Origin of the sequence: Mesorhizobium sp. M0207, assembly GCF_040321995.1 — a bacterium.
GTDB lineage: Bacteria > Pseudomonadota > Alphaproteobacteria > Rhizobiales > Rhizobiaceae > Mesorhizobium.
Genome location: NZ_JAMYSQ010000001.1, coordinates 110266 through 136979 on the forward strand (window position 1 = coordinate 110266; position 26714 = coordinate 136979).

Annotated in this window: 27 protein-coding genes and 1 pseudogene; 14 read left to right on the forward strand and 14 right to left on the reverse strand. The window is 61.2% G+C overall.

Annotated elements, in window-relative coordinates; genetic code table 11:
• Positions 1 to 22: 22 nt before the first annotated feature.
• From NKJ15_RS00520 to NKJ15_RS00530, 3 genes are all read right to left on the reverse strand, one after another.
• Positions 23 to 934 (reverse strand): C40 family peptidase, encoded by a 912-nt coding sequence (locus NKJ15_RS00520; RefSeq protein ID WP_502899550.1) that lies wholly within the window; start codon positions 932 to 934, stop codon positions 23 to 25.
• A complete protein-coding gene (locus NKJ15_RS00525) occupies positions 897 to 1247 on the reverse strand; it encodes a MarR family winged helix-turn-helix transcriptional regulator (RefSeq protein WP_023676939.1) in 351 nt (116 codons plus the stop codon). The genes NKJ15_RS00520 and NKJ15_RS00525 overlap by 38 nt, the downstream gene beginning before the upstream one ends.
• 70 nt (positions 1248 to 1317) lie before the next feature.
• Positions 1318 to 2682: a leucyl aminopeptidase family protein gene (locus NKJ15_RS00530; protein ID WP_352767021.1), complete on the reverse strand. Its 1365-nt coding sequence runs from the start codon at positions 2680 to 2682 to the stop codon at positions 1318 to 1320.
• Between the two features lie 122 nt (positions 2683 to 2804).
• Here NKJ15_RS00530 and NKJ15_RS00535 point away from each other — a divergent pair, with 122 nt between their 5' ends.
• Positions 2805 to 3626 carry a tetratricopeptide repeat protein gene (locus NKJ15_RS00535; RefSeq protein WP_352470190.1) on the forward strand — a complete coding sequence of 274 codons (822 nt, stop codon included), beginning with the start codon at positions 2805 to 2807 and terminating at the stop codon, positions 3624 to 3626.
• 116 nt (positions 3627 to 3742) lie between these two features.
• Here the strand turns inward: NKJ15_RS00535 and NKJ15_RS00540 are convergent, their stop codons facing one another.
• The 9 genes from NKJ15_RS00540 to NKJ15_RS00580 form a co-directional block, all read right to left on the reverse strand.
• Positions 3743 to 4759, reverse strand: a complete 1017-nt coding sequence (locus NKJ15_RS00540) for a type II secretion system F family protein (RefSeq protein WP_023676936.1) — start codon at positions 4757 to 4759, stop codon at positions 3743 to 3745.
• A gap of 9 nt (positions 4760 to 4768) precedes the next feature.
• The gene (locus NKJ15_RS00545) at positions 4769 to 5782 is read right to left on the reverse strand and encodes a type II secretion system F family protein (protein ID WP_023676935.1); all 1014 of its coding nucleotides are present in this window, start codon (positions 5780 to 5782) and stop codon (positions 4769 to 4771) included.
• A gap of 29 nt (positions 5783 to 5811) precedes the next feature.
• The gene (locus NKJ15_RS00550; protein ID WP_352541281.1) at positions 5812 to 7320 is read right to left on the reverse strand and encodes a TadA family conjugal transfer-associated ATPase; all 1509 of its coding nucleotides are present in this window, start codon (positions 7318 to 7320) and stop codon (positions 5812 to 5814) included.
• 29 nt (positions 7321 to 7349) lie between these two features.
• On the reverse strand, positions 7350 to 8633 hold the full coding sequence (locus tag NKJ15_RS00555; RefSeq protein WP_352541280.1) for a CpaE/TadZ family protein: 1284 nt from the start codon (positions 8631 to 8633) through the stop codon (positions 7350 to 7352).
• A 55-nt stretch (positions 8634 to 8688) separates the two neighbouring features.
• Entirely contained in the window at positions 8689 to 9423 is a 735-nt protein-coding gene (locus tag NKJ15_RS00560; RefSeq protein WP_352813697.1) for a CpaD family pilus assembly protein, read from the reverse strand.
• 14 nt (positions 9424 to 9437) lie between these two features.
• Complete coding sequence (locus NKJ15_RS00565; protein ID WP_352613899.1) at positions 9438 to 10964, reverse strand: type II and III secretion system protein family protein; 1527 nt, start codon at positions 10962 to 10964, stop codon at positions 9438 to 9440.
• Complete coding sequence (gene cpaB, locus NKJ15_RS00570; RefSeq protein WP_023676931.1) at positions 10961 to 11776, reverse strand: Flp pilus assembly protein CpaB; 816 nt, start codon at positions 11774 to 11776, stop codon at positions 10961 to 10963. Before cpaB ends, NKJ15_RS00565 begins: the two co-directional genes overlap by 4 nt.
• A 189-nt stretch (positions 11777 to 11965) precedes the next feature.
• Positions 11966 to 12484 (reverse strand): A24 family peptidase, encoded by a 519-nt coding sequence (locus NKJ15_RS00575; protein WP_352613898.1) that lies wholly within the window; start codon positions 12482 to 12484, stop codon positions 11966 to 11968.
• A 149-nt stretch (positions 12485 to 12633) separates the two neighbouring features.
• The gene (locus tag NKJ15_RS00580; protein WP_023676929.1) at positions 12634 to 12804 is read right to left on the reverse strand and encodes a Flp family type IVb pilin; all 171 of its coding nucleotides are present in this window, start codon (positions 12802 to 12804) and stop codon (positions 12634 to 12636) included.
• Positions 12805 to 13146: 342 nt separating this feature from the next.
• Here NKJ15_RS00580 and NKJ15_RS00585 point away from each other — a divergent pair, with 342 nt between their 5' ends.
• The 3 genes from NKJ15_RS00585 to NKJ15_RS00595 all read left to right on the forward strand — a co-directional run bounded on the left by NKJ15_RS00585 (position 13147) and on the right by NKJ15_RS00595 (position 14932).
• The gene (locus tag NKJ15_RS00585) at positions 13147 to 13569 is read left to right on the forward strand and encodes a pilus assembly protein N-terminal domain-containing protein (protein WP_352613897.1); all 423 of its coding nucleotides are present in this window, start codon (positions 13147 to 13149) and stop codon (positions 13567 to 13569) included.
• A 151-nt stretch (positions 13570 to 13720) separates the two neighbouring features.
• Positions 13721 to 14281, forward strand: coding sequence for a TadE/TadG family type IV pilus assembly protein (locus NKJ15_RS00590; RefSeq protein WP_352814097.1), 561 nt, complete (start codon positions 13721 to 13723; stop codon positions 14279 to 14281).
• Between the two features lie 30 nt (positions 14282 to 14311).
• Entirely contained in the window at positions 14312 to 14932 is a 621-nt protein-coding gene (locus tag NKJ15_RS00595; protein ID WP_352470083.1) for a TadE/TadG family type IV pilus assembly protein, read from the forward strand.
• 101 nt (positions 14933 to 15033) lie between these two features.
• On the opposite strand, the pseudogene NKJ15_RS32940 reads toward NKJ15_RS00595, so the two are convergent.
• Positions 15034 to 15162: pseudogene (locus NKJ15_RS32940) on the reverse strand (phosphate/phosphite/phosphonate ABC transporter substrate-binding protein); the annotation flags it as partial.
• 160 nt (positions 15163 to 15322) lie between these two features.
• Between NKJ15_RS32940 and NKJ15_RS00600 the strand changes: the two are divergent.
• The 9 genes from NKJ15_RS00600 (at position 15323) to NKJ15_RS00640 (ending at position 24877) form a co-directional block, all read left to right on the forward strand.
• Positions 15323 to 16564: a phosphopentomutase gene (locus tag NKJ15_RS00600; protein WP_352813700.1), complete on the forward strand. Its 1242-nt coding sequence runs from the start codon at positions 15323 to 15325 to the stop codon at positions 16562 to 16564.
• The gene (gene mutM / locus NKJ15_RS00605; protein WP_352613894.1) at positions 16557 to 17447 is read left to right on the forward strand and encodes a bifunctional DNA-formamidopyrimidine glycosylase/DNA-(apurinic or apyrimidinic site) lyase; all 891 of its coding nucleotides are present in this window, start codon (positions 16557 to 16559) and stop codon (positions 17445 to 17447) included. Before NKJ15_RS00600 ends, mutM begins: the two co-directional genes overlap by 8 nt.
• Before the next feature lie 24 nt (positions 17448 to 17471).
• Positions 17472 to 18245, forward strand: coding sequence for an enoyl-CoA hydratase (locus NKJ15_RS00610; RefSeq protein WP_352613893.1), 774 nt, complete (start codon positions 17472 to 17474; stop codon positions 18243 to 18245).
• Between the two features lie 160 nt (positions 18246 to 18405).
• Positions 18406 to 18672 (forward strand): 30S ribosomal protein S20, encoded by a 267-nt coding sequence (rpsT, locus tag NKJ15_RS00615; RefSeq protein ID WP_023676922.1) that lies wholly within the window; start codon positions 18406 to 18408, stop codon positions 18670 to 18672.
• 841 nt (positions 18673 to 19513) lie between these two features.
• On the forward strand, positions 19514 to 21061 hold the full coding sequence (gene dnaA, locus NKJ15_RS00620) for a chromosomal replication initiator protein DnaA (protein WP_031211816.1): 1548 nt from the start codon (positions 19514 to 19516) through the stop codon (positions 21059 to 21061).
• A 199-nt stretch (positions 21062 to 21260) separates the two neighbouring features.
• Positions 21261 to 22379: a DNA polymerase III subunit beta gene (gene dnaN, locus NKJ15_RS00625; protein ID WP_352613892.1), complete on the forward strand. Its 1119-nt coding sequence runs from the start codon at positions 21261 to 21263 to the stop codon at positions 22377 to 22379.
• Positions 22380 to 22405: 26 nt separating this feature from the next.
• Positions 22406 to 23554 (forward strand): DNA replication/repair protein RecF, encoded by a 1149-nt coding sequence (recF, locus tag NKJ15_RS00630; protein ID WP_352613891.1) that lies wholly within the window; start codon positions 22406 to 22408, stop codon positions 23552 to 23554.
• Between the two features lie 76 nt (positions 23555 to 23630).
• Complete coding sequence (locus NKJ15_RS00635) at positions 23631 to 24392, forward strand: molybdopterin-synthase adenylyltransferase MoeB (protein WP_352470078.1); 762 nt, start codon at positions 23631 to 23633, stop codon at positions 24390 to 24392.
• Positions 24389 to 24877: a GNAT family N-acetyltransferase gene (locus tag NKJ15_RS00640; protein ID WP_352613890.1), complete on the forward strand. Its 489-nt coding sequence runs from the start codon at positions 24389 to 24391 to the stop codon at positions 24875 to 24877. The genes NKJ15_RS00635 and NKJ15_RS00640 overlap by 4 nt, the downstream gene beginning before the upstream one ends.
• 64 nt (positions 24878 to 24941) lie before the next feature.
• Here NKJ15_RS00640 and NKJ15_RS00645 read toward each other — a convergent pair whose 3' ends face one another.
• Positions 24942 to 25943: a 2-hydroxyacid dehydrogenase gene (locus tag NKJ15_RS00645; RefSeq protein WP_352470076.1), complete on the reverse strand. Its 1002-nt coding sequence runs from the start codon at positions 25941 to 25943 to the stop codon at positions 24942 to 24944.
• A gap of 156 nt (positions 25944 to 26099) precedes the next feature.
• Between NKJ15_RS00645 and NKJ15_RS00650 the strand changes: the two genes are divergently transcribed.
• A complete protein-coding gene (locus tag NKJ15_RS00650; RefSeq protein WP_352541270.1) occupies positions 26100 to 26657 on the forward strand; it encodes an SH3 domain-containing protein in 558 nt (185 codons plus the stop codon).
• Positions 26658 to 26714 lie beyond the last annotated feature (57 nt).

Sequence of the window (26714 nt, forward strand, 5' to 3'; positions counted from 1 at the left end):
AACAAAAGGTGATCGATTCGCGCTACGGCCGGCGAAACCCGGTCGGTCCGCCATAAAGATAGCCGATACGGGCGACCGCCTCCCTCAGTCCTTCACGCGACACCAGCATGGTGTGGCCGTTGGCGTGGATCATGGTCTCCGGATCTGTCATGATCGCGACGTGGCCTTTCCAGAAGACCAGGTCGCCGCGCCGCAACCCGGCAAAATCCGGCCCGGGTTCGAGCGGCTCGCCGACGGTCGCCGCCTGCATGTCGGTGTCGCGCAGCACTTGCCTGCCAGCCATGTGCATTGCAAGTTGCACGAGACCGGAACAATCGATGCCGAAGCCGGAGACGCCGCCCCACAGATAGGGCGTGCCGAGAAACGCCTCGGCGACCGCGACGTAGTCGGGATGAACCTCGGCGACCGGCCTGAGATGACCCGAGATGACCGCCTGGCCGGACGGCAGCAGAGCATAATGCGTGCCGCGCGTTTCCGCTGAGCCCGTCACCGCCACCAATGACCCCATCGAGAGCTCCCCGCTCACCGGGAACCGCAAATCCGGTCCCGGATAGAGGAAAGTGCGCGGCACCGAGACAACATGGGTGGGCGCATGCTCCCGACCGCCCAGCACGGTGTCGGCGACATAGCCGACATAGCCGTCGCGCTCGGCCTGTATCCAGGCCCAGCCCTCAACGTCCTCGAAGACGAGGACGTCTTCGCCGAACAGAAGCTGGGTATCGACGCCGGCGTCCGGGCGCGGCGCCTTGCGGATGTCGGCGACGCAGGCTGATATGCGAGCCGGCCGGCCGGCGACGAAACGGTCGGCGGCGACCTCGCCTCGCAGCCTGGCGTCGGCGAGATCGGAGCGGAAGGCATGGAGGCGGGCATCCCTGGCGGTCAAATCGGCAACTCGTTCAAATGGGCAACTCTTGGGCTCTGGCAATGATAACATCGCCAAAGCGCTCGACAAAGAGCGCGCCTTCGACTGTGCGCCTGACCAGCACGTTGCGCTTGTCGAGCTCGTCGCGGTGGCGCGACACCAGTTTCAGCGCCCCCATCGTATCGAGCGCACGGGTGATCACCGGCTTGGTGACGTTGAGGCGGGCGGCTAACCCCCGTACCGTGTGGGGCGGCGGATCGAGATAGATGGTGAACAGGATCGCCGTCTGGCGCATGGTGAGATCGGGCGCGTCGTCGCGCACCTCCGACAGCACCACCTGTTGCCATAGTCGCAACGCTTGGCTTGGACGCATGATAATCGACATCCGTCCAGCATGACGGAAAATTGTTTCGGTTCCGTTTCAGTCAATAACCTTCGTCGGCTATGCCCGAGAATCAGCCGTAGCGGTTCGAAATGACCTGCTCCAGCGCCCGGATGCCTTGCGCTTCGCCACCGGCAAGGCCGTGCGGGCGGTCGAACGGGTTCCAGGCGAAGATGTCGACATGCGCCCAGCCGGCGGTCTTTTCCACGAAGCGCTTCAGGAAAAGCGCCGCGGTGATCGAGCCGGCGAAACCGTCCGGCGTGACGTTGTTGACGTCGGCCACCTTCGACGCCAGCTTGGCGTCATAGGGCTTCCACAACGGCATCCGCCATAGCGGATCCTCGACCGCAACGGAGGCGTCCGCCAGCTCGGATGCAAGCGTCTCGTCACCGGTATAGAACGGCGGCAAGTCGGGACCGAGCGCAACACGGGCAGCGCCTGTCAGCGTTGCCATATCGACCAGCATCTGCGGCTCTTCGTCATCGGCCAAGGCCAGGGCATCGGCGAGCACCAGCCGTCCTTCGGCGTCGGTGTTGCCGATTTCGACGGTAATGCCCTTGCGGCTCACCAGCACGTCGCCTGGCCGGAAGGCGTTGCCGGCTATCGAATTCTCGACAGCCGGGATGAGCACGCGCAGCCGAACCTTCAACCCGGTGGCCATGATCATGGAAGCGAGACCCAGCACGTTGGCAGCGCCACCCATGTCCTTCTTCATCAAAAGCATGCCCGAGGACGGCTTGATGTCGAGACCGCCTGTATCGAAGCAGACGCCCTTGCCGACCAGCGTTATCTTGGGGGCATTGTTCGGCCCCCAAATCATGTCGATCAGGCGTGGCGCGTCGGCAGAAGCCCGACCGACGGCGTGGATCATCGGAAAGTTGGCGGTAAGAAGATCGTCGCCTTTGGTCACCGATATTTCGGCCTTGTGCGTCGCGGCCAAGGTCCGGGCGGCCTTTTCCAACTGCCCGGGGCCCATATCGCTGGTCGGCGTGTTAACCAGATCGCGCGCCAGGAAAATGCCATCGGCGAGGCGGCGGATGCGGGCGGCGTCGGTGCCTGCCGGCAGCGCGAGGCGAAGCGTCTTGCCTGGCTTCTTGCCGTAGCGGGTGAAGACATAGCCGCCGAGCGCCACGGCGAGTGCCGTAAGCTCCGGCTTGGCCGGTGCGGACGCAAAATGCCACTCGCCTGCGGGCAAGGCTCTCGCTAGTGCGCCGATGGCCAGTGCGCCCTCGCCATCACCGGTGCCGAACAGGGCTCCGGCAATCGCGCCGTTGTCGCCAGGCATGATCAGCGTCCTGCCGGCCTCGCCGGAAAAGCCGTTGGCCTTGGCCCAGGCGACCAAGGATGGCGCAAGGCCCGCCGCCGCCAGAGCATCCTTCGCCACCAGATGGACCGGCAGCGCATTGCTCAATTCTTTCTCGACGAGTTCGACAGGCATTCGCTGGCCTCCGGCTTCCGAGTCGGCGTTTCTTAACTCTCCGTTAGGGTTAACAGAATATTTCTGCGGGAGGAAAGATGACCTCGCAAATGGTCACGCGCATGAACGGAGCCCTGGTGCCGATGCCGACCAACCGCAGGATGAACGCCAGCGCAAATAGGCTGATCACCACGGCGTTGATGATGGTGCTTGCTGCAGGCGTCGCCGGCTGCGGAACCAGCAAATTGACGACTGGCTCGATTTCTCGTCCAAGCGGCAAGCCGCTGGAAACAATGTCGGCGGGCGAACTGCACAACGCTACGATGGCGCTCGGCCAGTCCTATTCGAAAAACCCCAGCGACAAGCGGATCGCGACAAATTATGCCGCGGCGCTGCAGATGGACGGCGACGCAGACCAATCGCTTGCGGTGATGCGCAAGCTGGCGATCGCCTTGCCGAAGGATCGCGACGTGCTCGCCGCCTATGGCAAGGCGCTTGCCGCCAACGGACAGTTCGAGCCGGCACTCGATGCCGTGCGCCGCGCCCAGACGCCCGAATATCCTGACTGGAAACTGGTATCGGCGGAAGCTGCTATTCTCGACCAGCTCGGCCAGAAGGACGAGGCTCGCCAAGGCTATCGCAAGGCGCTTGACCTCAGGCCGAACGAACCGTCGATCCTTTCCAATCTCGGCATGTCGTACGTGCTGGAAGGTGATTTGCGCACAGCCGAAACCTATATGCGCTCAGCCGCCCAGCAGCCGAATGCAGACAGCCGCGTCCGCCAGAACCTTGCGCTGGTCGTCGGTCTGCAAGGCCGTTTCGACGAGGCAGAGAAGATCGCCTCGCAAGAGCTGTCGCCGGATCAGGCGCAGGCTAACGTCGCTTACCTTCGCCAGATGCTGGCGCAGCAGAATGCCTGGAGCCAGCTCAAGGACCAGGACAAGGCAAAGCCCGCCACCAACTGACCGCTTCGAGCGCCGAACCGGCGCGCGAATTCCGCAACATATCTAACGCAAAGAGCCGCGCTGCACCGGCAGCGTGGCTCTGGATCGTATCAGCGTTTCTGGCAACGCCGCTGGCGCTACTCGCTGCTTGATTTCGGCTGGTCGCCAAAGATGCCGCGCTGGCTCACCTGGATGCCGGCGGGACCCAAAATGATGGCGAACAGCACCGGCAGGAAGAACAGGATCATCGGCACGGTGAGCTTCGGCGGCAGCGCGGCCGCCTTCTTCTCGGCGGCATTCATGCGCATGTCGCGGCTCTCACTGGCAAGCACCCGCAATGCATGCGCCACGGGCGTGCCGTAGCGCTCGGCCTGAACCAACGCCTGGGACACCGACCTGACGGATTCCAGGCCAGTTCGGCTTGCAAGGTTCTCGTAGGCCTGCTTGCGCTCCTGCAGATAGGAAAGCTCGGCGTTTGTCAGGATGAATTCTTCCGCCAATGCCACCGATTGCGCGCCGATCTCATCGGCGACCTTGCGAAGCGCCGCTTCCACCGACATGCCGGACTCGACGCATATCAGCAACAGGTCGAGCGCGTCCGGCCACGCCATCTGAATCGATTGCTTGCGCTTGGTAGCGCGGTTGTTGACGTAGAGCACCGGCGCGTAGAATCCCGCATAGGCTACCACGATGCACACGAACAGCTTCACGAAAAGCGGCTGCTCGGGCAATCCGCCGAGCACGAACAGATACATTGCCGCCAATGCAAAGCCGATGAAGGGCAGGACGAGACGGAAGAAAAGGAAGCGCGTCAGCGGATTTTGCCCGCGAAAACCCGCCACTTTCAATTTCTGCAAGGTACCTTCATCCGCCAGCGCACGCCTGAGATCCAGGCGATCGACAATATTGCGCATGCCGACCGACTGTTCTTCGCGCAGGCCCTTGCGGCGGCGGTCGGCTTCGACTGCCAGCCGCGCGCGCTGCTTGGCGCGCAGCTCATCGCGCTCCAGCGCTACGGATTTCATGCGCGCCTTGAGCTGGTTCCCGCCAAAAGCGGGCAGCAGCGTGAAGACGGTCGCAAACACCGCGATGCCGACCAGCAGTGCGATCAGCAGGGACGGGTCGGTGAGAGTTCTGATGACGTGATCGGTCATACGCGAGTCCTAGACTTCGAAATTCATCATCTTGCGCATTACCAGGACGCCCATCGACATCCAGATGCCGGAACAACCGAGGATCAGATGGCCGGTGCTGGTGATGAAGAGGGGCATGATGTAGTTCGGGCTCGTCAAATAGACGAGAAAGGCGACGACGAAAGGCAACGCGCCGATGATCACCGCGGATGCCTTGGCTTCCATGGACAATGCCTGGACCTTGGCTTTCATTTTCTTGCGGTCGCGAAGCACGCGCGAAAGATTGCCCAGCGCTTCGGAAAGATTGCCGCCGGCCTGAGACTGGATCTGGATGACGATGCCGAAGAAGCTCGCCTCGGTGCACGGCATCGTTTCTGGCATGCGCATGGCCGCGTCGGGGATCGACAAACCCATTTGCTGCGAATCGACTATGCGGCGGAACTCGGTCTTGACCGGCTCGGGGGATTCGTTGGCGATCAGGCGCACGGCGTCGTTCAGGGGCAGGCCGGATTTTACCGCACGCACGATGATATCGAGCGCGTTCGGAAATTCGTTGAGGAACGCCTTGACGCGGTGCGCGCGGCGAAACGAGACGAACCAGCGGGGCAGACCCAAGACGCCGACCAGCAGCGCAGCCGGCAAGACCAGCAACGGTGCGCCGATGAAATAGACAAGAGCCGTCAAGACGACGCCGCAGACCGCCGAGTAGACATAGAAGCGCTCAAGCGAGATCTTCATGCCGGCCTGGCGGATTTGGATCTTCAGCGGTGGTTTCTTGACCAGGCTCTGATTGGACTTTTGCTTTTGATCGAGATCCTTCAGCGAATCCTGGACGGACTTGCGACGCTTGGCCGCTTCCGCCACGCGATCGCGCGACGCCTTGACGACGGAACGATCCGTCTCGGCGGTCTTGATCGATTCAAGCCGCTTGCCAACCTGCTTCTCGGTGCTGATCCGGTTGAACAGGAAAGCATAGGCCACAGCGCCGGCGCTGAAGCCGGCGAGCACGACGAATGCCAATACGGTGCCGTCAATTCCGAACATCGACCCTGGCCCCCACGCTTCCAGACGGATCAATCAGCGCGTTTCTCCATCGCCTCGAGCGCGACCGCGAGGCGCTGCTCCTCACCGTAGTAGCGGGCGCGCTCCCAGAAATGCGGACGGCCGATGCCAGTCGACACGTGCTCGCCCAGCAGCCTGCCGCTCGCGTCCTCGCCCTTGATGTTATAGAGAACGATGTCCTGGGTGATGATGACGTCGCCTTCCATGCCGATTACCTCGGTGATGTGGGTGATACGCCGCGATCCGTCGCGCAGGCGTGCAGCCTGTATGATCACGTCGACGGAGCCGACGACGATCTCGCGCACGGTTTTTTGCGGCAGCGTGTAGCCGCCCATGGCGATCATCGACTCTATGCGGTTGAGGCATTCGCGCGGGCTGTTCGAGTGGATCGTTCCCATCGAGCCGTCATGGCCGGTGTTCATCGCCTGCAGCAGATCGAACACTTCGGGTCCGCGCACTTCGCCGACGATAATACGTTCGGGGCGCATGCGCAGACAGTTCTTGACCAGATCGCGCATGGTCACTTCGCCCTCGCCTTCGAGGTTGGGCGGACGGGTTTCGAGACGCACCACATGCGGCTGCTGCAATTGCAACTCAGCTGAGTCCTCGCAGGTGATGACGCGTTCTTCGCGGTCGATATAGTTGGTCAGGCAATTGAGCAGCGTCGTCTTGCCTGAGCCGGTACCGCCCGAGATGACAATGTTGCAGCGGACACGCCCGATGATCTTGAGAATCTCGGCCCCTTGCGGAGAAATCGAGCCGAACTTGACCAGCTGGTCGAGCGTCAGCTTGTCCTTCTTGAACTTGCGGATGGTAAGTGCGGTGCCGTCGATAGCCAGGGGCGGTGCGATGACGTTGACACGGGAGCCATCAGGAAGACGCGCATCGCAGATCGGGCTTGATTCATCGACGCGGCGGCCAACCTGGCTGACGATACGCTGGCAGATGTTGAGGAGCTGCTGGTTGTCGCGGAAACGGATGCCGGTCTGCTCGACCTTGCCGTTGACTTCGATGTAGACGTTCTTGGAGCCATTAACCATGATGTCGGCAATATCGTCGCGGGCAAGCAGTGGCTCCAGCGGCCCGTAGCCCAAAACGTCGTTGCAGATATCCTCGAGAAGCTCTTCCTGCTCGGCGATGGACATCGCGAAATTCTTGATCGCGATGATGTCGTTGACAATGTCGCGGATTTCCTCGCGCGCGCTTTCGGGATCGAGTTTGGCGAGCTGCGACAGATCTATCGTATCGATGAGTGCGGCGAAGACCTGGCTTTTGGTGTCGTAGTAGGTTTCGCTCTTTTGGCGCTGGATACTTTTCGGCTCCGGCGCCAATGGCGGCGGCTCGACCGCACGGCGAACCGCCGGCGCGGCAGGCGCGCCGGATGGCGGCAGCGCCGCCGGCCTGGCAGCTACAGCCACTTCCACAGGGTTCGCGGCCGCCGGCGCGGCAGGCGCGGGTGCTGGCTGACGGAATTCCGGAATGGTCCGGTTGCCGTCGTCGCTGCCTCTTTTACCAAACATGATCGCTTACCAATTCCACCGCTGAGGCATCACTTCTTGTTGCGCGAAAGCTTGCCGATCAGACTGCCGAGGCCAGCCTTCTTCTTCACCTTGATTTCGCTGCGCCCTGTCAGCACATGGGCGATCTCGTTGATCGTGGCGACAACCGGACTCTTGGCATCCATCTCACCGAGCATACGTCCGTTGTTGGCAGCATTTCCGAACAAAAGCGGCTCGAACGGGATGACCGACATCGGCGAAAGGCCGAGCGATTCGGAGAAGTCGGACGGCGTAATCTCAGGACGTTTCGGCACACCGGCCTGGTTGATCACAAGCTTTGGCGCTGGGTCGTTCGGACGAAGCCGCTTCAGCATGTCGACCAGGTTCTTCGTGTTGCGCAGATTGGCAAGTTCGGGCGTCGCCGTGATGACGATCTCGTCGGCCTTGACCAGCGTGTTCTTGGTCCAGCCGGCCCACACGTGGGGAACATCGAGCACGAGGAGCGGCGCGCTACGCTGGGCTATGTCGATAAGCTGGGTGAAGGCGTCGGGATCGAAATCGTAGACCCGCTCCAGGGTCGAAGGGGCCGCAAGCAGCGACAGGTGCTCGGCGCATTGGGCGAGCAGCCGGTCGAGATAGACCTCATCGACGCGTTCCGGCGAGAAGACTGCCTCGGCAATGCCTTGCGCCGGATCCTGGTCGAAATTGATATTGGCCGTTCCGAAGGCGAGGTCGAGATCGGCGACAACCACTTCGGATTTGAAAAGGGACGACATGGCCCAGGCCACATTATGGGCTATGGTCGAGGAGCCGACGCCGCCTTTGGCGCCGATGAAGGCAATCGAGCGGCCGATCGGCTCAGCTTCCGGATCAACGAAGATCGAAGACACCACGCTGACGATGTCGGCCATCGATACGGGCGCGATGACATACTCGGAAATGCCCGAACGGATGAGTTCGCGGTACAGACCGACATCGTTGTAGTGGCCGACAACCACCACCTTGGAGGTCGGGTCGCAATGCTCGGAGAGCTGGGCGAGTTGTTCCAGCAACAGCTTCGGCTCGCTGCGCGATTCAAGCAGGATCAGGTTCGGCGTCGGCGCCGACTGATAGAATTCGATAGCGGTGGGGATGCCCCCCATATGCACCTTCAAATGGGCCTTGGCCATGCGGCGATCCTCGCCGGCGCGCTCGACCGGATTGGCTACGCCTTCGGTCTCGCAAAATGCCTGGATCGAAATGCGCGGGATCGGCCGCAACGCCTGCATCGCGGCAATATCCTGCTCCGAGGTTTCGCCGCCCGGTACCTCTGTGTCATAGGCAAGATTGCTCATTGTCATCACTTTCCGTGACTTGCGCGGCTTAGGGTTTGTTGAGCCTCAACACTCGTTAATATTCGACTTCCGAATTGCCGAGGAATTCGTCCGAAATACCTCTGTCACGATAGACGTCGATCACCGCGCCGCGATTTTCCGCGTCGATCGGCGTCGGCTTGCGTGGCCCGATCAGATCGGACGGATTGGCCATCTGGGCAGCCAGGTTGTTCTGATACGAACAGCCGAAATCGGCATAGTGCTTGTTTTCCGAAGTCTGCAGCAGGTCTTCGGGCCAGCGCCCGCATTTATCCGTCTGAGTCTTCACCGAGACGTAGGCAACACGAACCGGTGCGGACGCTTCGGCCGAAACAGACTGATAGGACCGCATGTCGATCCGCTTCCGGCTGATGCCGCTGGCTATGGCCAGCCTGGCGAAATCGCGGCCGGCCGCGGCCGCTGCGATTTCGTTGGCTGAGCCGCTCGGAATCTCGATCGTCAGCACCGGAGCCGCGCTCCTGTCGTATCCGTCCAGGAAGCCCAGGAGCGTGTCACGCTGGGATCTGGTCATGCCACGGTCGCCGGCGCCGACCGGAAGGTCGATCTTCTGTATCTTCTCAGCTATGACGATCGGATGGGTGGTGCGATAATCGTCCGGTATGGCACCCACCGTGACGCTGTCGCGATTGGCGCAGCCGGCCAGCAATGCCGCCACCGCGATCGCCATAATGGGAACGGCCGGCCGCCAGATTCGCGAATGGACTGACCGCGTCGCGGTGATCGCCCGTGCCTTCGATGTTGCCTTAGACATGACCGCTTCCCCGCTTACTTGTAGATAAAGCCGACAACGCCGTGGTAACGGCCGTTGGGCTTGTTGGTCTGCATGGTGCCGTAGACACGGTTGACGCGGCCAAGGAAAATGCCGGCGCCATCGCTGGCGGCGTTGAAATTGTCATCCGGCTTGGCAAGATCGTTGCGCGCCACCGGCTTCACCAGATAGGGCGTAATGATGATGACGAGCTCGGTCTCGTTGCGAACGAAATCCCTGCTGCGGAACAGCGCGCCAAGCACTGGAATCTTTGTCAGACCGGGCAAGCCGTTGACAGCTTGCCTGAGATCATCGCGGACAAGGCCGGCAATCATCATCGAGCCGCCCGAAGGCAGTTCCACTGTTGTGTCGGCCAAGCGCTTGCGGAGCGACAGGGCATTCATGCCCGGGCTCGTTACGCCTTCGGACAAAGACACAGATCCCTCCGTTGTCGGCTCGGAAACCGAGGTTCTGACTTTCAGGCTGATACGGCCGGGAGACAGCACCACCGGCTGGAATTCCAGGCCAATGCCGTATTCGATCTTCTCGACCGAATACGTCTTCAGACCGGTCTGGTTATCGTTTGATACGGCTTGGGAAACGCTGGTCACCATGTTGTATTCGCCGCCAACCTTGAAGGTCGCCTTCTCGCCGGATACGGCCGTCAATGTTGGTTCGGCGAGGGTTTTCATGACACCGGACTGTTCCATGGCATTGATGTAGGCCTGCAGCGTCGAGCTCCCGATAGAGAGGCCCGAGTTCGACAGCGACTTGCCCAAACCAGTGAAATTGTCGCTTACCGCGCCCCAGCTGATGCCGTTGCTGCTGCCGTTGCCCACCATGTTGACGCCGAGCTGCTTCATCACCGAGCGGCTGACTTCCGCGACCGTCACCTTCAGCGTCACCTGGTCGTCGCCGATGATCTGCAGCAGGTTGACGATCTTGCTGACGCGGCGCTCGGCATCCGGGTTATCGATCGCGACGCCGGCTTCAGCCGAACCGCCGGCAGCGGTCTGCGAGTATTGACCCGTGGTTGCCTCGCCGCCGGACACGAAAATAGTTGCCAGATCGGCCGCGCGCTTGGCGTCCAGAGGAGTGTCCACGGTTCCGGTCAGAACGACGTTGTCGTTCAGCAACTCGACCTTGACCTCCGATGACGGGATGAAGCGCTTGATATAATCCTCCAGCCCGGCGACGTCACGTTCGACCGCTAGGTCAAGGCTGACGATCTGCTCGCCATTCGAGCCAAAGACGAAGATATTTGTCTCGCCGACCGCCTTTCCAAACAGATAGATGCGCCTGGCGGTGCGGGTCACCGCGTCGGCTACAGCGGGGTTGGCGACGAGAATGTCGTAGGCATCGCTCGGGAGGTCGATGACCACCGACTTGTTCAGTCCGAGCTTAACCCGCTGGGTGGCGGTCGAAGCCGTCACCCTGGCATTGCCCGCCGCACTGGCATCGACAATGCCATATGCATTCGTTCCAAGGAGAAACAGGCCGATCGCCGCAGCCAGGATGAGCGGCAGTTTGGTTTTTAGCCTCATTTCCTTGCCCCCACTTCGGAAACTTCGCCCGACTTGATCAACCGCACTGTTCCGCGCCGGCCATTGCCGGAAACCAGGTAATCGGCTTCGCCCACATTCTTGTCCTGGCTGTCCTTGATCGAGCGCAGCGCCAATGTCAGGCGATCCGCCATCTGCTGTGCGACGGTGATGATCTCGGACTGCTGCGGCGTCAGTTCCAGGGTGGCGGTCTGGCCAACCCTGGTCTTCTTACCTTCCTCGTCCTCCTGAATGGTCTGGTCGATCGCCAGGACGCGAATGTTCTTCAGGATAGTTTCGGTCGTGAAGCCCGGACCACCGCCATTGGCGGGATCGGCTCGGCGGGTCATGATGACGTCGACGAAATCGTTGGGAAGAATAAAGCCACCGGCCGAGGTGTCGGCCGAGATGCTTGTGGCAACGGCCCGCATGCCGGAGGGCAGGATCGACGACATGAAGCTTTGCCCTTCACCGATCAGCTTCGAGCGCCGCAGCGGCTCGCCGGCGTAGAGCGCCACGCGAGCGACGGCGCCCTTCAGCTTGTCCAGCGCTTCAGGCTCGGCGGCGCGGGTGATGAAATTTGCGTTGATGCCTGCGGACGGCCATGACTCCCAGGAAATGTTGTTTTCAAGCGGACTGCCCATCGGAACGTCGCCGGAAAGAACAAGCACATCCTGCAGCGCGATCGCCGGCGCCTGAGGACCGGAATCGACAACCGGAGGCGGCGGAGCCACGACCATGTTCTTCGCGACATAGCCTGCACCACCGGCCGCGGCTATCGCCACGCTCAGAATAATCAATCGGGATGCTGGCATCTGTCCGAACCTCGCCTTGGCAAACCACGTAGCCAAGCGGGACTTTGCAGCGGCAATCGTCAAAACAAGGTTAATGTTATACTTACGATCGTGATTAATTTAACGTTTATATAAATTGGACCGACAAGCCCGGCCCGAAGGAAAACGTGGCCAACTCGCCTGCTCGGCGCCAACCGCGTAAAGTGAAATTCAGCCCGCCAGCCTGGTAAGTGCCCAGGCCATCAATGGCGAGTCGGAATAGGTGAGCAGACCGCCAATGCCAAGCGCGATGCCGTACGGAACGCCGGTCGCCTCATCGGCGAAATGGCGCAGGAACGGATTATGGCTTGTGACGGCGGCAAGCGGCGATTTTCGATAGGCGAGGATGGCTAGCGTCAGCAGGCCGCCGATGAATGTCGAGGCGACGAGGTATTCGATGAGATGGATGTTCAGTCCCATCCACATGCCAGTGGCAGCCAGAAGCTTGGCGTCGCCGCCGCCCATGCCGCCCAGCGCGAACAGGCCGAACGTCACCGCGAGAACCAGGCCGGCGGCGGCGAAATGCCAGCCATAGGTGGCCCAGTCCATACCGGTCAAAGGCGCAACCAAGGCGAAGACGACCACAAGCAACACCGGCACGCGATTGGCGATCGTCATCGAAAGCATGTCGGAGATCGCGGCAAAAAGCATGCAGAACGGAAATACGACGAAGATCACGGCTTCAAGCATCGGCGCGCCTATGACCCAATTGCATCTGGCCCCCAACCCAATCCTATTCGACTAACGACTGATGAGGCGCAAATTTCAATTCATACCAGGACTAAATAAGGGCCGCCAGTGCGGCGGCCCTTATTTCAGAACAAGCGAACCCGTTACGGTCAGCTACCGTTCACCTTAGTGGAGATGGCGGTGAACTTGGCGTTCAGCGAGTTGCCGAGCTGGCCGGCGCCGACCATGATGGCGAGTGCGATAAGAGCGGCGATCAGACCGTATTCGATAGCGGTCGCGCCGGATTCGTCCTTCACAAAACGTGCGATGAGGTTAGACATTCGAGCTCCTACTCCAATTGTTACAGCACTTCCGTCAACTTCTCTTGGTGGCTGATCGGATACTGCGAATCTAAGGAGAAGCTGTTTCAATCGGCTTAATAAACAGGCTTACCGATTCCTTTCCCGCTTCGACGACATTGCGTGGTTAACCCAGAACTAAAATACCCGCCGCCAGGGCCCCGGCCGACAAAAGGCGCAACAGGCGCAATTCGGCAAAGACGTTTCAGCCGTGCCGGCTAGACCCAATGCCGGTTCCGGCTTGATTCTGAATTCCAGCCGCTTAACGGTTGGTTCACCAATCTCGTTCATGTTCCGTTGAACAGTTTGCCAGGGGGCGCCTCAATGGCCGGGCCGAGATCATCATTTCCAGTTGCCGTGCTTTTTGCCGCAGCGGCTTTCGCCTTTCCAGCCAAGGCCGGCGCCGGCATCGAGGTGACGATGAACCAGGCAAAGATCATCAAATTGTCGCGCGCCGCCGATACGATTGTCGTCGGCAATCCGGCGATCGCCGACGCCTCCGTGCAGGACGCATCGACGATCGTACTGACCGGCAAGGGATTTGGCGTCACCAATCTCGTCGTCCTCGACCAGCAGGGCAATCCGATCGTCGATGAGCAAATAACCGTCGTGCGCCAGGCAGCGTCGTCGGTGCGCATCTATCGGCGTTCCGAAGTACAGACCATGTCCTGTGCGCCATATTGCGAAAGCTCGTATAAGAGCGATGCCGAGAAGGCCTCTGAAGCCGAAATGAGCGCCGTGCATTAGCTAGCCGACGTCTCCGTCTTTGGCGGGAACGTGCTTCGGTTATCGCCGGGTTAAGGCCTTCCCGTTGAATTTAACGGTCATTCCAACCGGACTTCAATCGGTTCCGACTAAGGGTGGACCGATACAGAAGCGGCATCGGCGGGCAGCGGACATGAGCAAGGCAGGACGAGCAGGTTCTCCAAGACGGTTTTTGGGCGACCGCCGCGGAAGCACGGCGATCGAATTCGCCATGCTTGCAATTCCTTTCGCGCTTCTTGTCTTCGCCATCCTGGAGAGCTGCATTTCTTTTGCCGCACAGGAAGTGATGGCAAACGCAACCGACGACATCGCGCGCCAGCTGCGTACCGGCCAATTAAGACCGACCGATGTGTCCGGCACCAAGCTGCGGGATATGATCTGCACCAAATTGGAGATCATGGTCGCCAAGACCTGTCCCGGATTGCTGGTGGACTTGCGCGAATATCCGACCTTCGCCGATGCGGCGCTGGCCGGTTTCAAGGTCCAGGATGGCGACGTCGTGCTGACCAAAGGCACGAGCACACAGACCTTCACCGTCGCACCTGGCCTGGCGGAGTCGAGAAACATGCTGCGTGTTTTTTACAAATGGCCGGTGATGACCGACTTCATGGCCGAATCGATGGCCAACCTGAAGGACGGCAAAACGCTGCATTTTGCTTCGATCACTTGGCAGAACGAGCCGTTCGACAACTGAACCACGTAGTCGCTTGAAAAGGGCAAAGCCATGATTCGTGCGGGGGCACAGCTGGGCATCGCAGGGATTTGTACAAGAGCAGTCCGACTTTGCTCGGACCGCCGCGGTATTGCGGCTGTCGAGTTTGCCCTCATCGTGCCTATCCTGTTGATCATGTACTTTATGACAATGGAGGCCTCGCAAGCCATCGAGACCAGCAAGAAGGTCAGCCGCATCGGCAGCATGGTAGCGGACCTCGTCACGCAGCAGCAGACCGTCAAGGCGGCCGATGTCGATGCCATCATGGCGATCGGCAGTTCCACGCTCCAGCCCTACAACCGCTCGAAACCGAAGATCATTATCACGGCGATACAGGTGACGAACGAGACGACGCCGAAAGTCCTGGTCGTGTGGTCGCGCAAACTGGTCGATGGCGTCTCTAGCGTCGACGCGGTCAAGGATTCCACCACAACGGTCCCTAGCGCGCTCAAGATCAAAGGCACGTTCCTCATCCGGGTCGAAAGCGATCTCGCCTACAAGCCAATCATTACCTGGTCGGCGGACGGCCAAAGCCGGTTCGGGTTGAGCTCGGTCTTCAATTCGATATCGATGGCGGAAACTTATTATCTGCGGCCGCGCAGGAGCCCGACCATTCCGTGCAGCGATTGCTGACGCCTGAAGCCCGCTAACCGGTCTGTTGCTATTGCTTGCGACCGCGGGCCGAGACTAGACGCACGATGGCTGCAGCCAGCACATAGTCCCTCGACCGGCAACGGTTCGGCGACGATACCGATACGGAACGTTCCGATAACATCGCGCCAATCGGCTCGCGCCAGGTTTGTGCAAGACGCATCCAGCAGCAAAGCCAGTACGGTGGCGAATGCTGTCAGGGCAAGCCTCATGCGAGCTCCGCGCCGCGCATTTCCATCCGCAGATCGACCATGCCGCGATTCGTCTCTCCGGGACCAGCACGCCAAGCCGTGCTGTTTGGGTTTCCGAATTGCCAATGGCGGCGCGGAACCCTATGTCTGAGCCAACACACAGGCAATGATGAACCTTTCGATGGCACGCGCCTTCCTTTTTGTCCTCGACTCCTTCGGCATCGGCGGCGCGGCCGATGCCGAACGTTATGGCGACACCGGCTCCAATACGTTCGCACACATCGCGCGGGCCTGCGCAGAAGGCCGCGCCGACCGCGAAGGCCTGCGTGCCGGACCCCTTCTTGTACCAAACATGCTCGCGCTCGGTCTCGGCCAGGCCGCGGCAACGGCAACGGGTTTCAGGTTTGAGAATGCCGGCAGTGCACCGCTTGCCGCCGCCTTTCACGGCGCGGCCCAAGAGGTTTCGAGCGGCAAGGATACGCCATCGGGCCATTGGGAAATAGCCGGCCTGCCGGTCCGTTTCGACTGGGGTTACTTCCCAGACAACATTCCTGCCTTTCCGGCCGAGTTGACCGAAGCAATGGTGCGTGAAGGGAAGGTGCCTGGCATCCTCGGCAATTGCCATGCTCCGGGCACCGAGATTATCGAACGGTTCGGCGAAGACCATATCCGCACCGGCAAGCCGATCTGCTACACTTCGATCGACTCCGTCCTGCAGATCGCCGCGCATGAGGTTCATTTCGGCCTGGAACGGCTTTACGAGTTCTGCAAACTGGTGCGCAGGCTCGTCGATCCGCTGAATATCGGCCGCGTCATCGCGCGGCCGTTTATCGGTGAAACCGCCGCCACGTTCGAGCGAACGCATAATCGTCGCGACTATGCCGTACCGCCACCGGAACCGACGCTGCTCGACCGGCTGACGGCGCGCGGCAGCCGGGTTATCGCGATCGGCAAGATCGGCGACATTTTCGCCCATCGGGGGATCTCGGAAGTCCGCAAGGCTGCCGGCAACATGGCGATGTTCGACAAAACGCTTGGTGCCATGGAAGACGCCCGCGACGGCGACCTCGTCTTCGCAAACTTTGTCGACTTCGACACCGAGTTCGGGCATCGGCGCGACGTTGCGGGATATGCCGCCGCACTCGAAGCTTTCGACCGGCGCCTGCCCGAGGCATTCGCACGGCTGAGGCCAGGCGATCTGCTCATCTTGACCGCCGATCACGGCAATGATCCGACGTGGCGCGGCACCGACCACACGCGCGAGCGTATTCCGATTATCGGGACACGGCCGGGTTTCAAAGGCGCAGACATCGGACTGAGGACAACATTTGCCGACATCGGCGAAACCGTGGCCGAACATCTCGGGCTGGCGCGCGGCCGTCACGGCACCTCCTTCCATGCCACGATAGGTGGCCATGCCTGAGCTGCCGGAGGTAGAGACAGTCAGGCGCGGTCTGCAGCCGGCCCTTGAAGGTGCCCGCATTGTCGGTGTCGAGGCACGCCGGCCGGATTTGCGGTTTCCGTTCCCCGAGAGATTTTCGGAGCGGCTGACCGGCAAGACGATTGCGGCGCTCGGCCGCCGTGCCAAATATCTGACAATGCACATGGACAACGGCCCGGTTCTGATCTGCCATCTCGGCATGTCGGGTTCGTTTCGCATCGAAACGGCCGACGAGAGCGCAACGCCCGGCGCGTTCCACCACGAACGCTCGAAAAACACTGCTCACGATCACGTCGTCTTCGACATCGCATCCCCTTCCGGCGTCCGCTCTCGCGTGATCTTCAACGACCCGCGCCGCTTCGGGTTCATGCTGTTTTCGGAAGGCGAGCCCGACATGCATCCGATGCTGGCGGGATTAGGCGTCGAGCCTACAGGCAACGCACTGGACGGCGCGCTGCTCGCTTCGTTGCTGAAAGGTCGCAAGTCACCGCTGAAAGCGGCACTTCTGGACCAGAGGCTGATTGCCGGGCTAGGCAATATCTACGTCTCGGAAGCGCTTTGGCGGGCCGGCCTGTCGCCGCTGCGCGAAGCGGGCACCCTCGCGAGAGCCGGCAAGAAAGCCAAAGAGCAAAGCGAACGCCTGGCCGAAGCAATCCGGTCGGTCGTCGCCGATGCGATCGCCGCCGGCGGCTCGTCGTTGCGCGATCATATGCAGACCGATGGATCACTGGGCTACTTCCAGCATTCCTTCGCGGTTTACGATCGCGAGGGGGAAGGCTGCTCCAAGCCTGGTTGTGGCGGCCACATCGAGCGTATCGTGCAAAGCGGTCGTTCGACTTTCCACTGCCGGGCCTGTCAGGCTTGAACCAGAACCGAGGAGGAGCAAAGCATGGGCTATGAAACCATCATCGTCGAAACCCGCGGCAAGGTCGGGCTGATTACGCTGAACCGGCCGCAGGCGCTCAACGCGCTGAATTCACAAGTGCTGGCGGAACTGGTCGCGTCGGTGAATAGCATGGGCGCCAATGCCGACATCGGCGCCATGGTCATCACTGGTTCGGAAAAGGCTTTCGCGGCAGGTGCCGATATCAAGGAAATGCAGTCCATCTCCTATGTGGATGCCTATCTGCAGGATTTCTTCGTCGGCTGGGAGGAATTTACGCGGGCACGAAAGCCGATCATCGCGGCAGTGGCGGGCTATGCGCTGGGGGGCGGCTGCGAACTGGCGATGATGTGCGACTTCATCATCGCCGCCGACACCGCCAAGTTTGGCCAACCCGAGATCACGCTGGGCGTCATGCCCGGCATGGGCGGATCGCAGCGCCTGACCCGCTTTGTCGGCAAGTCGAAGGCGATGGATATGTGCCTGACGGGTCGAATGATGGACGCATCCGAGGCCGAGCGTTCCGGCCTTGTCTCGCGCGTGGTGCCAGCCGGCGAGTTGATCGAGGAAGCGCTTAAGGCAGCGTCCAAGATCGCTGGTTTTTCCTTGCCGTCGGTGATGATGGCAAAGGAGGCCGTCAACCGCGCCTATGAGACGACGCTCACCGAGGGTCTGCGGTTCGAGCGCCGGCTATTTCATTCGCTGTTTGCGCTGGATGACCAGAAGGAAGGCATGGCGGCCTTCAGCGGCAAGCGGAAGCCGAATTTCACGAACCGATGAGATGACGAAGGCGCCGGTCAAAAAGAAAGCGCTGCAGCGTTGACGCGCCGGAAAAGCTGAACTATAAGCCGCACCAACCGAGGCGGCCCTGTGGCTGCCCGTTTGTTTTTTGCGCCCTGCGGTATCCCGCAAGCGCCCACCAGATCAGAAGAGAGGCACCATGGCCAATACCTCCTCGGCCAAAAAGGCAACGCGCAAGATCGCCCGTCGCGCAGCGATCAACAAGAACCGCCGCTCCCGCGTCCGGACCTACATCCGCCAGGTCGAAGAGGCGCTCGCGGCCGGCGACAAGGCGGCCGCACAGGCTGCCTTCAAGGTGGCCGAGCCGGAATTGATGCGCGCCGCGACCAAGGGCGTGGTGCACAAGAACACGGCATCGCGCAAGGTGTCGCGGCTGGCCCAACGGGTCAAGGTGCTGTCGGCCTAATATATCTTTTCCTGAACTGCGCTTCTTCAAACCCGGCCAATCGCGCCGGGTTTTTTTCGTTTGCCGGCAAGTACTTAAAAGAAAGCCCGCAAAATGGCGCTCCGCATGCATTTCAAAGTTCGAAATGCTTTGCCGGCGTATACATACCCGCTGATATTCGCAGCCTTCGAAACCGCCAATGCGAAAATTTCCGAGCGTCACAGATTACTGTTTTTTTTCAGAGGCTTACCGATGGTGATCCACAGCTTGTTCACATCGGCTGTGGCCGATAGGCGGCAATTGGCTGTCAAGTGAATTATTTCAGAAAATTTCGCGTTGTGTGGCCTTTTTCACATTCGCCGGAAAAGGGTTTGAATCACAATGGCTTTGTCAAAATCAACTGTTGCGGCATGGCGTTCGAAACGTCCCTTGCTAGTCAGATTCCTTAAAAATCCGTTAGGGGTGGCCTTGCCCTATCCACAGCGATTTCGGTAATGTCTGTCCATCGAAGGGACGGGCCCTTGGCCCTTGACCAGCCTGAAACCGGCCAGCTCAAATTGGCAGAGTTTACAGCTCGGATTCAACTCCGCGGACGGGGTTGGTTTGTCTTTTCGATACGGTAGGGGACTGGCGTAATTGTACATGGCAGGTCGACGGTGCGCCGGCGGTTTTTCGCCGGGCGGCATTTTGTTGCCCTGACATGACCAAAGCGGATCGGCTCTTCGGCGCCGGACCGACAACGAGGCGATTCATCAGCCCGGCGGCGGCGATGGTGTCGCAGCGAAGACACGGTCGCCGGAAACATGGATGCAGGAGGCGCATCCCCGGCGGAAAACAGGTACAAGAGACAAGGAACTCGATCATGCAGAGCGGCGGCATCGAAAGGGAGCTTACAGGCGACCTCCCATTTCCTGGAACGTTAATCGGAAGGAACGACATGGCGGCTTCCAATGAAGCTGAACAGAAGTTCGATCGGGTCAAGGCCCAGTTGAAGGCGCGTCTGGGAACCGAGGTCTATTCGAGCTGGTTCGGGCGCATGAAGGTCGCTGAATCCTCTAAGGGCATTGTCCGCATCTCAGTGCCAACCGCATTCCTGCGTTCATGGATCAACGGCCACTATCTCGATCTCATCACCGAGTTGTGGAAGCACGAGGATCCGGAAATCCTCAAGATCGAGATCGTGGTTCGCACCGCCACACGGCAGGGCCGCAACAGCGTCGAGCCAGAAGTGGCCCCGGCGCGCAAGATGACCAGGCAGACGCAAACCGCGCTCTCTGCGGGCACGGCGAGCCCCAGCAGGGTCGAACGGGTCCCGGTACCCCGCCCGGGGATGCCGGCAGAAACCGAGTTCCGGCACAATGTTCTCGGTTCGCCACTCGATCCACGCTATACTTTCACCTCCTTCATCGAAGGACCATCGAACCGAGTGGCTTTTGCCGCCGCCAAGGCGGTCGCGGAATCGCAGTCGAGCGCGGTGCGTTTCAATCCGCTCTTTCTTCACGCGACGGTCGGGCTGGGCAAAACGCACCTGTTGCAGGCGATCGCCGCAGAATCGCTGAAGCAGAATCCGAAATCGCGGGTCGTCTATCTGACGGCTGAGTATTTCATGTGGCGGTTCGCCACCGCGATCCGCGACAACAACGCACTGACGCTGAAAGAACAGCTGCGCGACATCGACCTCCTCATCATCGACGACATGCAGTTCCTGCAGGGCAAGTCGATCCAGCACGAATTCTGCCATTTGATCAACATGCTGCTCGACAGCGCCAAGCAAGTGGTGGTCGCTGCCGACCGGCCGCCGTCGGAATTGGAGTCGCTGGAGCCACGCGTCCGCTCGCGCCTCAACGGCGGCGTCGCGCTGGAAATGTCAGCCCCGGATTTCGCCATGCGTATCGGTATGCTCAAGCTCAGGCTTGCCACCGCCAAGCTCGACGATGCGTCGCTCGATATTTCCGAAGAGATCCTCAACCACGTCGCCCGCACGGTGACCGGCAGCGGACGCGAGCTCGAAGGTGCCTTCAACCAGCTTTTGTTTCGTCAATCCTTCGAACCGCAGATCACCATCGACCGCATCGACGAGATCCTTGGCCACATCTATCGTTCGGGCGAACCCAAGCGGGTGCGTATCGAGGACATCCAGCGCATCGTCGCGCGCCACTACAACGTGTCGAAGACCGAACTTCTGTCCAACCGGCGCACACGCACCATCGTCAAGCCACGGCAGGTCGCCATGTATCTGTCGAAGGTGATGACGCCGCGCTCGCTGCCGGAGATCGGGCGGCGGTTCGGCGGTCGTGACCATACGACCGTGCTGCATGCGGTGCGCAAGATCGAGGATCTTTCCGGTGCCGACAACACACTGGCGCAGGAACTCGAATTGCTGAGAAGGCTGATCAACGACCAGGCCTGACGGCCCGAAAAACGCCGGCTCGCGGACTCCGGCCTTTTTATCCCCAGAAAGCCCGTGCAGCCGGTCCGAACCGGTGGCGCGGGCTTGCGTTTGCCGGGTTTTTCCTGTCAGTTTACGCAGATTCTGAGCCTGTTCAGACCTTTCGCGGGGCGCCGCTTGCCGGAGACCCGTTCATTCATTCAAGCGAGCCTGTTTTGTCATGCGTGTTATCCTGGAACGGTCAAATCTCCTGAAGTCGCTCAACCATGTTCACCGCGTGGTCGAGCGGCGCAATACCATTCCGATCCTGTCGAACGTGCTGCTCAGCGCCGAGGGGGCCAGCCTTGAAATGAAGGCGACCGACCTCGACCTGGAGGTGACCGAGGCAACGCCGGCAAAGGTCGAACGTGGCGGGGCGACGACGGTCCCGGCACATCTGCTCTACGACATCGTGCGCAAGCTTGCCGACGGCGCGGAGGTGGCGCTGAAGACCGACGAAGACGGCAACGCCATGACGGTGACGTCGGGGCGCTCGAGCTTCCGCCTGCAATGCCTGCCGCAGTCCGACTTTCCCGAGCTTTCAGCCGGGTCGTTCTCGCATATTTTCCGGCTCGATTCCTTCGGACTAAAGGGCCTCATCGAAAAGACCCAGTTCGCCATTTCCACCGAGGAGACGCGCTATTATCTGAACGGCATTTATCTGCACACGCACGAGGCCGGCGGCAAGCTGAAGCTGCGCTCTGTCGCGACCGACGGCCACCGGCTGGCGCGCGCCGAGATCGATGCGCCGGCAGGCTCTGAGGGCATGCCTGGCGTCATAATCCCGCGAAAGACGGTCAGCGAGCTGCAAAAGCTGGTCGACGATCCCGATGTTGCAGTCACCACCGAGTTGTCCGACACCAAGATCCGTTTCACCATCGGCAGCGTTATCTTGACCTCCAAGCTGATCGACGGCACTTTCCCGGACTACCAGCGCGTCATTCCGACCGGCAACGACAAGAAGCTGATTATCGATCGCCAGAGTTTCGCCGCTGCCGTCGATCGCGTTTCGACCATTTCGTCCGAACGCGGCCGGGCGGTGAAGCTTTCGATCGCCGAAGGGCAGGTCACGCTTGCGGTCAACAACCCGGATTCGGGCAGTGCCACCGAGGAACTGGCGGCCGACTATTCGTCCGATCCGATTGAAATCGGCTTCAACGCCAAATACCTGCTCGACGTTGCCGCGCAACTGACCGGCACGGAGGCGAAGTTCATGCTGGCGGATGCCGGTTCCCCGACACTGATCCACGATATGGCCGACGAGACCGCGCTCTACGTGCTGATGCCGATGCGGGTGTAGGGCCCGAACGGGGCCATCTTGCTGTCGTGACCAGATCTGCAAAACCGCAGCAGACGTACATAAGTAAGCTCATACTTACGAATTTCCGCAACTATGCGGCGTTGGCAATCGACCTTGATCCCGGCGCTGTCGTTTTCTCCGGCGACAATGGCGCCGGCAAGACCAATCTGCTTGAAGCGATCTCGCTGCTCACGCCGGGCCGCGGCCTGCGCCGCGCACCCTATTCCGAGGTGGCGCGCGAAGGCGGCGACGGTGGCTTTGCGCTGCATGCCCGGCTTGACGGGCCGGAAGGCCAGGTCGAGATCGGTACCGGAATATCGGGCAGCGACGGCGAAGCCGGCCGGCGGGTGCGGATCAACGGCGCGACGGCACGCTCAGCCGAAGACATGCTGGAATGGCTGCGCGTGGTCTGGCTGACACCGGCCATGGACGGCCTGTTCCCCGGGCCGGCTGCCGACCGCCGGCGCTTCCTAGATCGGCTGGTGCTGGCGATCGATCCTGGCCACGGCCAGCGCGCGCTTGACTACGAAAAGGCAATGCGCGGCCGCAACAGACTGCTCGCCGACGGTTCACGCGACGGTGCCTGGTTCGATGCGATCGAGATGCAAATGGCCGAGACCGGCGTGGCGATTGCCGCGGCGCGTGCCGAACTGGTGCGCCTGCTCGCCGCCATGATCGACCGGCTGCCCGGCGACGGACCGTTTCCGCAAGCCGACATCGGCATCTCTGGCGAACTGGAAGGCGAACTCGGTATTTTGCCGGCCGTCGACGTAGAGGAACGGTTCCGTCGTGCGCTTGTCCAGGGGCGCGACCGCGACCGCACCGCCGGACGCACGCTCGACGGCCCGCACCGTTCCGACCTCGTGGTGCGCCACCGGCCCAAGGCGATGCCGGCCGAGCTCTGTTCGACCGGCGAGCAGAAGGCGCTGCTGGTCGGCATTGTCTTGTCGCATGCGCGGCTAACCGGTGAGATGTCGGGCATGACACCGATCCTGCTGCTCGACGAGATCGCCGCCCATCTCGACGGCGGTCGACGGGCGGCCTTGTTCTCGATCCTGGAGGAACTAAACTGCCAGGCCTTCATGACCGGGACCGATGCCGCGTTGTTTGACAGCCTCAAGGGACGCGCGCAATTCCTGACCGTCGATCACGGCACGGTCAGGCCGACCATTTGAACTTGGTTCATGGCGCACTTCTGAGCGGCATGCATTGATACCTGACAAGCTTTTTCCTCCGCTATATGGTCCGGCGATGATCACAGCCGCCCTCACCGATGAAGAGCTCGAACGCTACGCCCGCCACATCGTGCTGCCCGAGATCGGCGGCGCCGGCCAGCAGCGGCTGAAGCGGGCGCGGGTGCTCGTCATTGGCGCCGGCGGATTGGGAGCGCCTGTGCTCGAATATCTCGCCGCCGCAGGGATTGGCACTCTCGGTATCGTCGACGACGACATCGTTTCGCTTTCCAACCTGCAACGACAAGTGATCCACGGCACGGACATGGTCGGCATGGCAAAAACCGACAGTGCCAGAGCGGCGATCATCCGCATCAATCCAAACGTCGTCGTGGAAGAGCACAATTTCAGGCTGACCGTCGACAACGCCCCTACCCTCATTGCCCGTTATGACATCGTCGTTGACGGCTCCGACAATTTCGAGACACGCTACGCGGTGGCCGACGCCTGCGCCGCGGAAAGCCGGCCGCTCGTGCATGCCGCCGTTGGCCGCTTCGACGGCTCGGTCACCGTACTGAAGCCATTCGAAACCGGCCCGGACGGCAAGTTGAACCCAAGCTACCGCGATCTCTTTCCCGAGGCGCCGCCGCCGGGACTTGTGCCATCCTGCGCGGTGGCCGGCATTGTCGGGGCGCTGACCGGGGTCATCGGCACGCTGCAAGCCATGGAAGCGATCAAGCTGATCACCGGGATTGGCGAGCCGCTGGTCGGACGACTGCTGCTCTACGATGCGCTGGCGGCACGCTTCGACACGATCCGCTACAAGCGAACCAGCCCGTGAGCCTGCCTGCCGACGTTTCCATCGTGCAGCTTGCGGCCGATTTCGACCGTTGGGACGAGGTGCTGGCGCTGGTCATGCGCGCCTTCGCCTTTATGGACGAGGTTATTGACCCGCCGTCCTCGGCGCATCGGCTCACCGTTGAAAATCTCAGGGCTAGAGCGCTGGAGGAGACAGCATTCCTGGCACTGAAGGGAAACGAGATCGTCGGTTGCGTCTTCGTCCTGAAGCGCGCAGACGACCTCTATATTGGAAAGCTCGCGGTCGAGCCGACGCTTCAGGGACAAGGCATTGGAAAACAGCTGATGCAGGCCGTCGAAGATCTTGCCCGCAGCCGCAACAGGACCGCCATCGAGCTCCAGACCCGGGTCGAACTGACTGGAAACCACGCTGCCTTCGCCCGCCTCGGCTTTCGCGAAACCGAACGGACAGCACACAAAGGTTACGACCGGCCGACCTCAATCACCATGCGCAAGGTGCTTTTGTAAGCAAACGCTATCCAAAAGCGAGCAGGCAGCTGCCGCGACCAGAATTCGCTGCCACGATGGCCGGTCACGCCCGCAGCGGCAGCACGCGGTCGGGCGGGCGATGACCGTCGAAGAAGGCGCGGATGTTGATGATTACCTTCTCGCCCATGTCGATACGGCCTTCGAGCGTCGCCGAGCCCATATGCGGCAACAGCACGACCTTGCCTTTGTGGGCGAGTTTCAGCAGTTTGCTGTTCAGCGCCGGCTCGTGCTCGTAGACGTCGAGGCCGGCGCCGGCGATCTTGCCGTCATGGATGAGCTTGACCAGCGATTCCTCATCGATGATATCGCCGCGCGCGGTGTTGACTATGTAAGCTGACGGTTGCAGAAGCGCCAGCCGCCGCGCCGAAAGCAGGTGGAAGGTTGCCGGTGTCGATGGACAATTGACCGAGATAATGTCCATGCGGGCGAGCATCTGGTCAAGGCTTTCCCAATACGTGGCTTCCAACTCGTCCTCGATTGCCGGCAGTACGCGGTGGCGGTTGTGGTAGTGGATCGAGAGGCCAAACGCCTTGGCACGCCTGGCGACGGCGGTGCCGATGCGACCCATGCCGACAATGCCGAGCCGTTTGCCCCAAATGCGCCGGCCGAGCATCCAGGTCGGCGACCAGCCCGCCCATTTCTTATCGCCGGTCAGCACGTTGGCGCCTTCGGCCAGCCGCCGCGGTACGGCCAGCATCAGCGCCATGGTCATGTCGGCCGTATCTTCGGTCAGCACGTTCGGCGTGTTGGTCACGGTGATGCCTTTCTTGGCCGCTGCCGCAACGTCGATCTTGTCTACCCCATTGCCGAAATTGGCGATCAGCTTGAGGTTGTCGCCGGCCTGGGCAATCAGCGCCGCGTCGATATTATCGGTGACGGTCGGCACCAGCACATCGGCCTCCTTGACCGCAGCCACCAGTTCCGGCTGCGTCATCGGCCTGTCCTCCACATTCAAGCGGGCGTCGAACAACTCGCGCATGCGGGTCTCGACCGGGTCGGGCAATTTGCGCGTGATGACGACGAGGGGCTTCTTTTTGCCTGCCATTGTTTTCCTCGAACCCGATCTCGTTGAGACCTCTTTAACCAAGAACGGCGAAACTGAGAGCCGATCGCGGTACCGGTCATTCATGTAACAAGCGGTTCCGCCGAAGACAAAGAAAAAGGGGCGAAGGCCGATGGGCCGGTGCCGAAAGGAACGAAAGTGTCTGGTTTCGCGTCGCTCCGCCTGACCCTCAGTGCAGCATTCCTCGGCGCTCTCATCCATAGCCCACTGGTGATGGCGCAAAGTGCCGCCGCACCCGCCCAGAGCATCACGCTCGGACCAAGCGGCTTGCCGCTGCCGCGCTTCGTCAGCCTGAAATCCGGCCGCGTCAACTCGCGCGTTGGGCCGGGCGTCAATTATTCCGTCGACTGGATGTATATGAAGCCAGGCCTGCCGATGGAGATCATCCAGGAGTTCGATACGTGGCGCCGTGTGCGTGATGCCGACGGCTCGGAAGGCTGGATCAATCAGTCGCTGCTTTCGGGCCGTCGCACGGCGATCGTCGCCCCCTGGCAGCGCGGCAAGGACGCTCGCGTCAACCTCCTTGACGACCCGGCAAAAGACGCAGGCGTCATCGCGATCCTCGAACCGGGGGTGATGGGCACGATCAAGTCCTGCGATGGCCAGTGGTGCGAAATGACCTTCGACGGCCATACCGGCTGGCTCGCGCAGTCGCTGGTCTGGGGTGCCTATCCCGGCGAAAAGGTCAAGAACTGACTTTTCCGAACCGCAGGTCGGGCCAGCGCTGGAAGCACCGGATCCGGCATTTGTTTC